The organism is Amycolatopsis sp. NPDC039088, assembly GCF_055598845.1.
The window spans coordinates 97847-109950 of the sequence record NZ_JBVKAE010000009.1 but is presented as its reverse complement, the minus strand read 5'-3'; the positions used below and the strand labels follow the sequence as shown (position 1 = coordinate 109950).

11 protein-coding genes are annotated in these 12104 nt (G+C 67.5%); 7 read left to right on the top strand and 4 right to left on the bottom strand.

All coding sequences use genetic code 11. The features are described from left to right. Positions 1-122: 122 nt before the first annotated feature. Both ACZ7KI_RS14020 and ACZ7KI_RS14015 read left to right on the top strand, forming a co-directional pair. The gene (locus tag ACZ7KI_RS14020; protein ID WP_470273523.1) at positions 123-1436 is read left to right on the top strand and encodes a DUF349 domain-containing protein; all 1314 of its coding nucleotides are present in this window, start codon (positions 123-125) and stop codon (positions 1434-1436) included. 1095 nt (positions 1437-2531) lie between these two features. Beyond that, complete coding sequence (locus ACZ7KI_RS14015) at positions 2532-2990, top strand: hypothetical protein (protein WP_470273522.1); 459 nt, start codon at positions 2532-2534, stop codon at positions 2988-2990. On the opposite strand, the gene ACZ7KI_RS14010 is transcribed toward ACZ7KI_RS14015, so the two are convergent. Further along, a complete protein-coding gene (locus ACZ7KI_RS14010; protein ID WP_470273521.1) occupies positions 2987-3457 on the bottom strand; it encodes an Rv2732c family membrane protein in 471 nt (156 codons plus the stop codon). The genes ACZ7KI_RS14015 and ACZ7KI_RS14010 overlap by 4 nt on opposite strands. After that, positions 3445-4959, bottom strand: a complete 1515-nt coding sequence (gene miaB / locus ACZ7KI_RS14005) for a tRNA (N6-isopentenyl adenosine(37)-C2)-methylthiotransferase MiaB (RefSeq protein WP_470273663.1) — start codon at positions 4957-4959, stop codon at positions 3445-3447. Before miaB ends, ACZ7KI_RS14010 begins: the two co-directional genes overlap by 13 nt. Positions 4960-4975: 16 nt before the next feature. Between miaB and ACZ7KI_RS14000 the strand changes: the two genes are divergently transcribed. Beyond that, on the top strand, positions 4976-5887 hold the full coding sequence (locus ACZ7KI_RS14000; protein WP_470273520.1) for a TAXI family TRAP transporter solute-binding subunit: 912 nt from the start codon (positions 4976-4978) through the stop codon (positions 5885-5887). Here ACZ7KI_RS14000 and ACZ7KI_RS13995 read toward each other — a convergent pair. Both ACZ7KI_RS13995 and ACZ7KI_RS13990 read right to left on the bottom strand, forming a co-directional pair. Then, entirely contained in the window at positions 5877-7286 is a 1410-nt protein-coding gene (locus ACZ7KI_RS13995; protein ID WP_470273519.1) for a sensor histidine kinase, read from the bottom strand. The two genes, ACZ7KI_RS14000 and ACZ7KI_RS13995, sit on opposite strands and share 11 nt — an antisense overlap. 4 nt (positions 7287-7290) lie before the next feature. Further along, positions 7291-7977 (bottom strand): response regulator transcription factor, encoded by a 687-nt coding sequence (locus tag ACZ7KI_RS13990; RefSeq protein WP_470273518.1) that lies wholly within the window; start codon positions 7975-7977, stop codon positions 7291-7293. Positions 7978-8371: 394 nt separating this feature from the next. Here ACZ7KI_RS13990 and ACZ7KI_RS13985 point away from each other — a divergent pair, with 394 nt between their 5' ends. From ACZ7KI_RS13985 to ACZ7KI_RS13970, 4 genes are all read left to right on the top strand, one after another. Next, positions 8372-9100 carry an amino acid ABC transporter ATP-binding protein gene (locus ACZ7KI_RS13985; protein ID WP_465463644.1) on the top strand — a complete coding sequence of 243 codons (729 nt, stop codon included), beginning with the start codon at positions 8372-8374 and terminating at the stop codon, positions 9098-9100. A 232-nt stretch (positions 9101-9332) separates the two neighbouring features. Then, positions 9333-10190 (top strand): glutamate ABC transporter substrate-binding protein, encoded by an 858-nt coding sequence (locus ACZ7KI_RS13980; RefSeq protein WP_470273517.1) that lies wholly within the window; start codon positions 9333-9335, stop codon positions 10188-10190. Between the two features lie 84 nt (positions 10191-10274). After that, positions 10275-10970: an amino acid ABC transporter permease gene (locus tag ACZ7KI_RS13975; protein ID WP_470273516.1), complete on the top strand. Its 696-nt coding sequence runs from the start codon at positions 10275-10277 to the stop codon at positions 10968-10970. Further along, positions 10967-11872, top strand: coding sequence for an amino acid ABC transporter permease (locus ACZ7KI_RS13970; protein WP_470273515.1), 906 nt, complete (start codon positions 10967-10969; stop codon positions 11870-11872). Before ACZ7KI_RS13975 ends, ACZ7KI_RS13970 begins: the two co-directional genes overlap by 4 nt. Positions 11873-12104: the final 232 nt, after the last annotated feature.

The window sequence follows — 12104 nt, the reverse complement described above, 5'->3', positions numbered from 1 at the left end:
CTGAGCTGCTTGAATGCCGCAAGGGGTTGATACCCCCGAAGCAAGACGGCAACGCATTACCCGGCCCCGCCGCTAGGCGGGGCGCCCGCGCCAGCGGGCGTACAGGCGATAAGGAGCCTGCGATGGCCCAGGAGAACACGTCCACCGGTACCCCGGCTCCGCACCCGGTACCGCACGCGCTCGGTGGCGGACACCCCGCACCCCCCGTGCCGCCGGCCGAGCCCACCCCGTCCGCTTGGGGCAGGGTCGACGACGAAGGCACGGTGTACGTCAACACGCCCGACGGCGAACGCGCGGTCGGGGTCTGGCAGGCCGGGAGCCCGGACGAGGGTCTGCTCCACTACGCGCGCCGGTTCGACGACCTGCGTACCGAGGTCGAGCTGCTGGAGACGCGGCTGGAATCCGGCGCGGGCGATCCGAAGCACGCGCTGTCGACCGCCACGCAGCTGCGCGACGGCCTCGCCGAAGCCGCCGTCGTCGGCGACATCGCCGCGCTGAGCAGCCGTATCGAGCAGGTCATCGCCCACGCCGAAAAGGCACTGGCCTCGGCCAAGCAGGAGCGTGAAGAGGCCCGCGCCGCCGCGGTCGTCCGCAAGCAGGCCCTCGCCGACGAAGCCGAGAAACTCGCCGCCGAGTCGACCCAGTGGAAGTCCGCCGGCGACCGGCTGCGCGCGATCCTGGACGAGTGGAAGACCGTCAAGGGCGTCGACCGCAAGACCGACGACGAGCTGTGGAAGCGGTTCTCCAAGGCGCGCGAGGCGTTCAACCGGCGCCGTGGGTCGCATTTCGCCGAACTGGACAAGCAGCGGGCCGGGGCCAAGCAGCGCAAGGAAGAGCTGATCGCCGAAGCCGAGACGCTGTCGGAATCGTCGGACTGGGGCGAGACCGCGGGCCGCTACAAGGATCTGATGACCGAGTGGAAGGCCGCCGGTCGCGCCCCCAAGGACAGCGACGAGGCGCTCTGGCAGCGTTTCCGCGCCGCGCAGGACAAGTTCTTCGCTCGGCGGTCCGCGGTGTTCTCCGAGCGCGACGCCGAGTTCGCGACCAACGCGCAGCAGAAGGAAGAGCTGCTCGTCGAGGCCGAGAAGATCGACCCCGCGGCGAACCTCGAAGCGGCGAAGCAGCACATGCGGCGCATCCAGGATCAGTGGGACGAGATCGGCAAGGTCCCGCGCGAGCGCATCCGCGAGCTCGACGGACGACTCAAGGCCGTGCAGGACGCGATCAAGTCGGCCGAGGACAGCAAGTGGCGGCGGACCGACCCGGAGGCGCAGGCCAGGGCGGCGCAGTTCCGCGAGCGGGTCGAGCAGTTCGAGTCGCAGGCGGCGAAGGCCCGTGCGGCGGGCGACGAGCGGCGCGCGAAGAAGGCCGACGAGCAGGCCGCGCAGTGGCGTGAGTGGCTCGAGGCGGCGGAAGCGGCCATCGCGGACCGCTGAGCGACCGAGGCTTCACTCAGCACCCGCCTTACGCGTGCAGGCCTGATTCTGGACGTCGGCGAAGCTGCAGTGTCCACAAGTGACACCATCGGGCGATCGAGTGTCCGATTGATGTCTTTATGCACATTTCTGCGCGGGGTCGTGAGTGGTAATGAGGGTTAGAACGACCCAAATCACTCACGACCCGCTCGCAAAACCGGGCAAGCCACCCAAACCGGGCACTTATTGAGGGGTAAGGCAAACATGGCGTGATCGCCTCGCTGACGTGAAGGTCCCCTTCCCTACCCTGAAGGTAGCGAAGGAGGCCTTCGCGGACTGGTCGCAATCAAGGACGCCCCACTGAGACAGTGGGGCGTCCTTGACTGTCCACAGGGGACACCACTGGACGACTTCATGTCCGATTGATGCCTATATTTACGGTTTCGAAGGGGGTCGTGAGTGCTAATTAGGGTTATTGAGGGGTAAGTCAAACGTGTCGTGTCGCGGGCTGTGGTCGCTGCTGCCTACGCGTTTCCCTGGTGGTGAAGGCTTCCTTGCCTACGCTGACAGTAGTGAAGGAGCCCTTCACTACCGTCAGGCGTGATCCCTGGTGACAGTGGGACGGCTGTGACATCAACGTCCCGTCTTGAAGTCCGTGAAAGCCCCCTTGAGGGACCCAGAGTCCCTCAAGGAGGCCTTCACGGACCTACCACCCACCACGCCACCTTTGCCTTACCCCTCAATAGAACCCTACTTCGCACTCACGACCCGCTCGCGAAACCACGCATACCGCCCAAGTTGGACACTTACCCTTGCAAATAGAGTCCTTTGTGGACAGACCAGTCGCCGTCCCCGCTCCCGTCGGCCGGTCCGGACCCACGCCGGGGCACGCCACGTTTGGGTTACCTCTCAATATGTCTCGAAAAGTGTCCCTTATGGACAATCAAGAGCCGGATGAGGCTGAGCCGAGGCAAGGAGGTATTCACGCGCCACCGTCGCGGCTCTGGACCCCGCGAGGTCTTTCACTGCCCGGCGGTAGCTCCACTGTGGAGGGACGTGTCGCTCATTAGTGCGTATTCGGGCGCTCTCCGCGCTCAACCGTGCTCAACTTCGATCATGAACCAGACACTGATTCCCCCAGTACGCCGGGCGCTCGCCGCCCTGGCGATCAGTTGTGCTCTGGTGGCCGGGCTCGCTCCGGCCGCATCCGCGATCGGTTCTCCGGCACCGGTCCCGGCCTCTCCCGAAAGCAGCAAGAAGAAGGTCAAACTCGACGCCTCGCTCAGCAAGAATCAGGCCAAGGTCAACGAAAAGGTCACCCTCAAGGGGAACCTGCAGGTCGACGGCGGAACCCGGTCCGACGGGACGGACAGCCTCGAGGCGATCATCGTGCAGCAGCTTCAGGGCAGTGTGTGGGTGAACATCGCCGACACCACCTGCCGGCCCAACTCGACGTTCTCCCTGAGGCTCAGCTTCTCCTTCAGCGCGGTGATCACGCTGCGGGCTTACCACCCCGAAACGTCGTTGTACGCGAGTGCCTACACGTCCAGCAACCTCACCTTGCGCGTCGGCTAGCTGCGCGAGAAAGCCGCCCGCATCCAGTAGACGGCCAGCGCGACGGTGGCGATCCAGGCGACGATCAGCCCGACGCCCGGACCGCCACCGGCCGCGCCGGTCGCGTATGAGGACTGTTGCGACCAGATCGCGAGCAGACCGTCGACCGAGGCGAACCAGCCGCCCGCGGCGCAGACCCAGGCCAGCCACCAGCGGCGCGTCACCAGCGCGACGGCGGAGGCGAACACCCCGATCCCGGTGGAGGTCGCGGCGAACAGCTGCGGGATCCCGCCGCCGCGGCCGAGCAGCACTTCCCAGCCGGCGTGGTCGCCGACCCAGGGCAGCAGCTGGGCCACCAGCAGCACGAACACCAGCACGGCGATGGAGAATCCGCGCCTGCCCAGCTCGATCGTCTTGGCCGCGCGTTCACCCACCTCGTCGATCTCGGCGGCGAGTTCGTCGATCTTCGGTTCGGTCACAGCGCACATCCGCTCACCGGTTCCGGCGCGACGGCCGGGGCGCCGAAGCCCGGCAGGCCCAGCGTCACGCCGTTGGTCTTCGGCCGGAGCCCGGCCTCGGAGTTGTCGCCCGCCTTCGTCCGGCGGTGCGACAGCAGATCGCCGTCCGCGACGAGGTGGTGCGGGGCGCCGTAGGTCACGACGGTCTCGACGACGTCGCCCGGTCGCACGGCGCGGTCCACCAGCGGGCCCGTCGGCGCGAAGTGGACGAGCCTGCCGTCACGGGCGCGGCCGCTCATCCGGTGCGTCTCGGTGTCCTTGCGGCCCTCGCCGGAGGCGACCAGCAGCTCGACGCGACGGCCGACGACCTTCTTGTTCTCTTCCCAGGAGATGTCGTTCTGCAGCTTCACGAGCCGTTCGTAGCGCTCCTGCACGACCTCCTTCGGCAGCTGCCCGTCCATCTCGGCGGCCGGCGTTCCGGGCCGGATCGAGTACTGGAAGGTGAACGCGCTGGAGAACCGGGCCTGCGCGACGACGTCGAGCGTGGCCTGGAAGTCTTCCTCGGTCTCGCCGGGGAAGCCGACGATGATGTCGGTGGTGATCGCGGCGTCGGGCATCGATTCGCGCACGCGGTCGAGGATCTTGAGGTAGCGCGCCGAGCGGTAGGACCGCTTCATCTCGCGCAGCACCCGGTCCGAGCCGGACTGCAGCGGCATGTGCAGCTGGTGGCATACGTTCGGTGTCTCGGCCATCGCGTCGATGACGTCCTCGGTGAACGCCGCCGGATGCGGTGAGGTGAACCGGACGCGCTCCAGGCCTTCCACCGAGCCGCAGGCGCGCAGCAGCTTCCCGAACGCGAGCCGGTCGCCGAATTCGACGCCGTAGGAGTTCACGTTCTGGCCGAGCAGGGTCACTTCGAGCACGCCTTCGGCGACGAGCGCCTCGACCTCGGCCAGGATCTCGCCGGGGCGGCGGTCTCGCTCCTTGCCACGCAACGCGGGCACGATGCAGAAGGTGCAGGTGTTGTTGCAGCCCACCGAAATCGACACCCAGCCCGCGTACGCGGACTCACGGCGGGCAGGCAGCGTCGAGGGGAAGGTTTCGAGTGCTTCGAGGATCTCGACCTCGGCCTCGGCGTTGTGCCGCGCGCGTTCCAGCAGCGTCGGCAGCGCGCCGATGTTGTGCGTGCCGAACACGACGTCGACCCAGGGCGCGCGTTTGACGATCTCGCCGCGGTCCTTCTGCGCGAGGCAGCCGCCGACGGCGATCTGCATGCCCGGCTTCGCGGTCTTCTGCGGCCGGATATGCCCCAGGGTGCCGTACAGCTTGTTGTCCGCGTTCTCCCGCACGGCGCAGGTGTTGAACACGATCAGGTCGGGTGTGGTCTCGCCGTCACCCGGTACGTAGCCGGCGTCCTCGAGCTGCCCGGCAAGACGTTCGGAGTCATGCACGTTCATCTGGCAGCCGAAGGTGCGGATCTGGTATGTGCGCGCGCTCATCTCGCCTTCGAGGGTACGCGGGCGGGGTTCCATGGCACGATCGACCCTCATGAGGAGACCAGGGGTGCTGGCGGTGGTGATCGCCGTGGCCTGCGCCCTGGTCGCCGGGTGCGGGCCGGATCTGTCCGGGACGCGGGTGCGGATCGCGGCGGGGCTCGACGGCGGTGTGTACGACAAGCTCGCCGAGGCGCTGGCCGACGCGTGGGCCGCCCAGCTGGACACCGAGCGGCCCGAGATCCAGGAAACCGAGGGCTCGCCGGACAACATCACCCGGGTGCGCTCGGGGCGGGCCGACGTCGCGTTCGTCGCCGCGGACGTCGCCACCGAGAACACGGCCGGGCTGGCCGCGCTCGCCCGCGTGCACGACGACTATCTGCACGTCATCGTCCGGGCCGACTCGCCGATCAGGTCGTTCGCCCAGCTGCGCGGGCGCAAGGTCGCGATCGGCTCGCCGGACTCCGGTGTCGAGTACCTGTCGAAGCAGTTGCTGGCAGCGTCCGGTCTGACCGGCGCGGTCGATCAGCGCAACCTCGGGCTCAACGAGGCGCTGCCCGCGCTGGAGAACCGTCAGATCGACGCCGTCATCTGGTCCGGTGGGCTGCCGACGCCCTCGATCACGGAGCGGGTGCAGACGGTCGGCCTGCGGTTGCTCGACATCACCGACCTCGCGGACAACCTGCGGGCCAGCAGCCCGGTATACCGCACGGCGACCATCCCGGTGACGGCCTACAACCTCGCGGAGCCGGTGACCACCGTCGTCCTGCCGAACTTCCTGGTCGTCCCCACCTCTATGTCCGACGACGTCGCCGAAGCACTGGTCCGCGGGCTGTTCGAGGCGCGGGGCCAACTGGTCAAGGCGGCCGGGGCCGCGCTGTCGATCGACGTCCACCCGGCCATCGAGACCGCTCCCCTGCCGCTGCATCCCGGCGCGTTGCGGTACTTCCGTTCCCTCAAGGACTGACGACGGGCAGGGTCACGGTCACTTCGAGTCCGCCGCCCTCAGGCGAGCCGAGCCGCAGCGAACCGCCCGAGCGGACCATGATCTCCGTGACGATCGCCAGGCCGAGGCCGGACCCCGGCACGTTCTGATGCGCGGCGCTGCGCCAGAACCGGTCCGCCGCGCGGTCGAGTTCGTCGTCGAGCAGGCCGGGCCCGTGGTCACGGACGGCGATGTCCACCTTCCCGTCCTCGACGGTGACAGTGACGGTGACCTCGGTCCCCGGCTCGGTGAACTTGAGCGCGTTGTCGAGCAGCGCGTCGAGCACCACCTCCAGGCCGCGGGCCGGGGTGAGCACCCGCAGCCCGCCGCCCAGCCCGGACGAGACCAGTGAGACGTCGCGCGTCGCGCCGACCACGGTCCAGTCGGCGACCCTGGCACCCACCACTTCGTCGATTTCGACCGGCACCAGTTCGCCCCCGGAAGCCTCGGCACGGGCCAGCGAGAGGAGTTCGTCGAGGATCTGGTTGAGCCTTCGCGCGTCGACGACGGCGGCTTCGAGGTCCGCCGCCGCCAGGTCGTCGTCGACGTGCCCGTCGAGGTTGCCGAGCCGGATCTTCAACGCGGTCAACGGGTTCCGCAGCTGGTGGGAGGCGTCGGCGACGAACGCGCGCTGCGCCGAAAGCGCCTCGTCGACACTCGCGGCCATCCGGTCGAAGGACCGTTCGAGCTGCCGCAGTTCCGGCGGACCGCCCGACTCGCCCACCCGCTCGACCTCGCGGCCGCTGACCACGGCGGCGACGAGGGCACCGGTGGCGTCGTCGAGGCGGCGGACCGGGCGCAGGATCCAGCGCACCACCGGCACCGCGACCAGCAGCGCGAGCCCGAACGCCAGCACGGCGCCCGCCGCGATGAGCGCCCACCACCACAACAGTTCGGTACGGGCCTTCTCGGTCGAAGACAGGGTGATCACCGCGCCCCGCACCTCGCCGTCGATCAGGATCGGCTCGGCGAGCACCAGCGGCTCGGTCCGCCAGGGCATCAGCAGCGGGCCGGGTTCCGAGCGCCGTCCCGCCAGCGCCTGCTGCAGATGCGAGGCGATGACGGGGTCCTTGAGGTTGATCCGGGCTGCCTGTCCGGGTTCGCCGAGCGCGCTGGCCACACCCTCGCCGTCCTGATCGGCGATCACCACCGGGACCCCGTAGACCTCGGTGTAGCGGCGGAGTTCGTCCTCGATCAGGTCCGGCCGGTTCTCCACCAGCGGGCGCTGGGCCAGCGAGGCGAACCGGGAAGTGTCGGTCAGCCGGTCGAGGAAGAGGTCGAGCTGCACACTGGCCGCCACGCTGAGCGCGAGCGGGATGCCGAGGCCGAACACGAGCGCCGCGACCAGGGTCAGCACGATCGCCTGCAGCCGGACGCGCACCGGCTCAGCCCTCTTCCGGGCCGTAGGCGCCGCCGAGGCGGTACCCCACGCCGCGGACGGTCTCGATCAGCGCGGGCCTGCCCAGTTTGGTCCGCAAAGTGGCGACGTGGACGTCGAGCGAGCGGCTCTCCGCGGGACCGCGGTGGCCCCAGACCTCGTTCAGCACGTGGTCGCGGGCGCAGACCGCGCCGCGGGCGGTGACCACCAGCGCGAGTACCTGGAACTCCTTGCGCGACAACGAAACCGGCTGCCCGTCCACGTGGACCTCGTGCCGTCCGATATCGACCGAGACATCACCCGCCCGAATGACCCCCGCCGGTTCGGGTCCAGCCGGGCGTTCGCCCCGGCGGCGGCGCACGGCTTCGACGCGGGCGACGAGTTCGTCGACGTCGTAGGGCTTGACCAGGTAGTCGTCGGCGCCGGATCGCAAGCCCTGGATCCGGTCGTCGACCTCTCCCCGCGCCGAAACGACGATCACCGCCACATCGCTGACCGCCCGGATCCGGCGGCACAGCACGATCCCGTCGATGTCGGGAAGGCCGAGGTCGAGCAGTACGACGTCGACCTCGTGCACCAGGTCGAGCACCCCGGCCCCGGAGGCGAGGCGTTTGATCGTCAGACCGCGACGGGTCAGCGCGGGCGTCAGCGCGCCCGCGACCCGGTCGTCGTCCTCCACCAGCAGTACCCGCACCCGTGTTTTCCCTTCCCCGCCATCCCCGCACCGCGACGACTGAAGAACGACTCTATGGGGTGAGTCACCCCGGGCGCTCCCCGTACCGATCGGCCGTCCGGCCCAGTGACGACCCCACCGCAGGCGGTAATGGTCACGATGCGTCACAGATTCCCTGTGACCCCGGTTACGGGATATCCCGGCCTTGTCTAGGCTGATCAGCGCCGGGCGGGCGTGGATCGGGGCCGTCCGGCGGCTTGGAACGATACGGACTTGAAACCCTAAGTATTGGTCAAGCCGCCTTTACAAGCGGTCCGACGGGAGTAGGTTTCCGCCATCGCGTGGTGCCTGACCCCGCAGTCCCCTGCAAACGAACGCTCCTGGAGGCCAGATGACCGCGGAGGTGGCGGCGCCGATGATCAAGGCGGCCGCCGTGAACAAGTACTTCGGCGACCTGCACGTGCTCAAGGACATCAACCTCGAGGTGCCGCGTGGGCAGGTCGTGGTCGTGCTCGGGCCGTCCGGGTCTGGCAAGTCGACGCTGTGCCGGGCGATCAACCGGCTGGAGCCCATCAACTCCGGCGAGATCGCGGTGGACGGCGTTCCGCTGCCCGCCGAAGGAAAGGCGCTGGCCGCGCTGCGCGCCGACGTCGGCATGGTGTTCCAGTCGTTCAACCTGTTCGCGCACAAGACGATCGTCGAGAACGTCATGCTCGCGCCGATGAAGGTCCGCAAGGTCAACTCGGCCGAAGCCCGCAAGACCGCGATGGACCTGCTCGAGCGCGTCGGCATCGCCAACCAGGCCGACAAGTACCCGGCGCAGCTCTCCGGCGGACAGCAGCAGCGGGTGGCGATCGCCCGCGCGCTGGCGATGCGCCCCAAGGTGATGCTGTTCGACGAGCCGACCTCGGCGCTGGACCCGGAAATGGTCCAGGAGGTCCTCGACGTCATGACCACGCTCGCGAAGGACGGGATGACGATGCTCGTCGTCACCCACGAGATGGGCTTCGCGCGGCGCGCGGCGAACCGGGTGGTCTTCATGTCCGACGGCGAGATCGTCGAGGACTCCACCCCGGACGAGTTCTTCACCAAGCCCAAGACCGACCGGGCGAAGGACTTCCTCGGCAAGATCCTTACCCACTAAGCGCCTGTTGGCGGAGCTGAAGACTCACCTCGAAAAGGGACCACATGCGTGAACCCGCCCCGGCCGAAGGCCCCGCTATCGCGGTGGCAGGACGCCCTGATCGACCACGTGACGTGGAAGATCAGGCAGCGTCCTGCCGACGTCGATCGCGGACGCGGGTTCACCAACAGACGCTAAGGACTTCCCCGCCGGCCGGTATGGCTGGACAAGATTCGGAAGGAAACTGAGAAGAATGCGGTTGAACCGAGTTCTGCGAATGAGCGCGGCCGTCGTGGCGGCCGGTCTCGCCCTCTCCGCCTGTGGCGGCGGCGGGTCGGACGCCGGCAGCGGCTCCAGCGGCGCCAAGAACGTGGTGGCGAAGGCCAAGAACGACAAGAAGCTGACCATCGGCATCAAGTTCGACCAGCCCGGCCTCGGCCAGAAGCAGGCCGACGGCACCTACGCCGGGTTCGACGTCGACGTGGCGAAGTACATCGCCAAGGAGCTCGGTGTCGAAGAGTCGGGGATCACCTGGAAGGAAGCGCAGTCCGCGCAGCGCGAGGACCTGATCAAGAAGGGTGAGGTCGACTTCATCGTCGCCACCTACTCGATCACCGACAAGCGCAAGAACGAGGTCTCCTTCGCGGGCCCGTACTTCATCGCCCACCAGGACCTGCTGGTGCGTTCCGACAGCACCGACATCACCGGCCCGGAGTCGCTGACCGGCAACAAGAAGCTCTGCTCGGTCAAGGGTTCGACCCCGGCGCAGAACGTCAAGGAAAAGTACGCCAAGGAAGTTCAGCTCGAAGAGCGCGGCAAGTACACCGACTGCGTTACCTCGCTGCTCAACAAGACCGTCGACGCGATGACCACCGACGACGTCATCCTCGCCGGCTACGCCGCGCAGCAGCCCGGCAAGCTGAAGCTGGTCGGCAAGGGCTTCACCGACGAGAAGTACGGCATCGGCTTGAAGAAGGACGACGCCGAGAGCGTCACCGCGATCAACAACGCCATCAAGAAGATGCAGCAGGACGGCGCGTGGAAGGCCGCTCTGGAGAAGAACGTCGGTCCGTCGGGCTACAAGATCCCCGAGCCCCCGGCCATCTCCTGACACCTGGCTCGCTGAGCCGCTGAACCAAAGGAATCGAACGGTGCGCCGTGTACCGCGGCGCACCGTTCCCATACCGAGGCTGGGTTGAGCACCTTGTTCGATTTCCTCGACAATCCCAATTACGACTTGCTCGGCGCCTTCTGGATGACGATCAAGCTCACCTTCTTCTCCGCGATCGGCTCCCTGATCTGGGGGACGATCCTGGTGGGGATGCGGGTGAGCCCGGTTCCGATCATGCGGGCGTTCGGCACCGCCTACGTCAACATCTTCCGGAACACCCCGCTGACGGTGATCATCGTCTTCACGTCGCTGGGACTGTCCTCCACCTTGGGACTCAACCTGGCCTCGTCGGAGTCGACGACGTCGTTGGAGGACAACGCCTTCCGGCTCGCGATCCTCGGCTTCGTCGCCTACACCGCCACGTTCGTCTGTGAATCGCTGCGGTCGGGTATCAACACCGTCCCCGTCGGTCAGGCCGAAGCCGCCCGCGCACTGGGACTCGGCTTCACCCAGGTGCTGACGCTGATCGTGCTGCCGCAAGCCTTCCGGTCGGTGATCGCGCCGCTGGCGAACGTCATGATCGCCCTGCTGAAGAACACCACCGTCGCGGCGATCATCGGTGTCGCCGAGGCCTCGCTGCTGATGTCGGACATGATCGAGAACGAGTCCGACTCACTGCTGCTGGTCTTCCTCGTCTTCGCCGTCGGGTTCGTCATCCTGGTCCTCCCCCTCGGCCTGTTGCTGGGCTGGGTCGCCAAGAAGGTCGAGGTCAAGCGATGAGCGCGCAGACCGTTCTCTACGACATCCCGGGCCCGAAGGCCAAGGTGCGCAACGGGCTCTACAGCGTGCTCTTCGTCCTCGTTCTGGCTTTGGTCGTTTACGCCATCTACGTGGGCTTCGACGAAAAGGGGCAGTGGGCTGGAGCTCTCTGGAAGCCCTTCGTCGATGGTGCGACGTGGACGCAGTTCCTGCTCCCCGGTCTGCTCAACACGCTGAAGGCGGCTGGGCTGTCGATCGTGATCGCGCTGCCGATCGGGGCGCTGCTCGGCATCGGGCGGCTGTCCGAGCACAAGTGGATCCGGGTCCCGGTCGGCGCCATCGTCGAGTTCTTCCGTGCCATCCCGGTTCTGCTGCTGATGGTCTTCGCGGCAGCCTTCTACGCGTTCTACACCGGCATCGACTCGGAGATCCGGCCGTTGTTCGCCGCGGTGACCGGTCTGGTGCTCTACAACGGTTCCGTCATGGCCGAGGTGTTCCGCGCGGGCATCCTGTCGCTGCCCAAGGGCCAAGGCGAGGCCGCGTCCGCGCTGGGCATGCGCAAGACCCAGATCATGATGACCGTGCTGCTGCCGCAGGCGGTCACCCTGATGCTGCCCGCGCTGGTCAGCCAGCTGGTGGTCATCCTCAAGGACACCGCGCTGGCCGGTCAGCTGACGATCGGCTTCGACGAGCTGATCCGCAGTTCCGGACCGCTCACCGGTCTCTACGGCAACACGATCCCGACGCTGATCGTCATCGCGATCATCTTCATCGTGCTGAACCTGATCCTGAGCTGGTTCGCGTCGTGGCTGGAGAACAAGCTGGCACGACGGAAGAAGGCCCCCAAGGGTGCCAAGCCGGTGCACGACGCTCCCGCGTCCGTCGTCGACGCCACCGACTTCAACACCGGCCGAGCGGTGTAGCTCGGTAAGTACATGAAGGCCCCCTTCCTTGCGCCTGCGTACAGGAAGGGGGCCTTCGAAGTCGGGATGCTGCAGGTCGGGGACCTCTTCGTCATGGCGCAGGCCGACGTCTATGAAGGAATCAGGACGTTGAGTGCCCCAATTCCTTCGTGGACACGGGGCCGCACCCGGTTGCGAAGCTTGATCAACAGAACTTCAGGGACATGCCCCTGAACCCGGTACACCTCGAGTG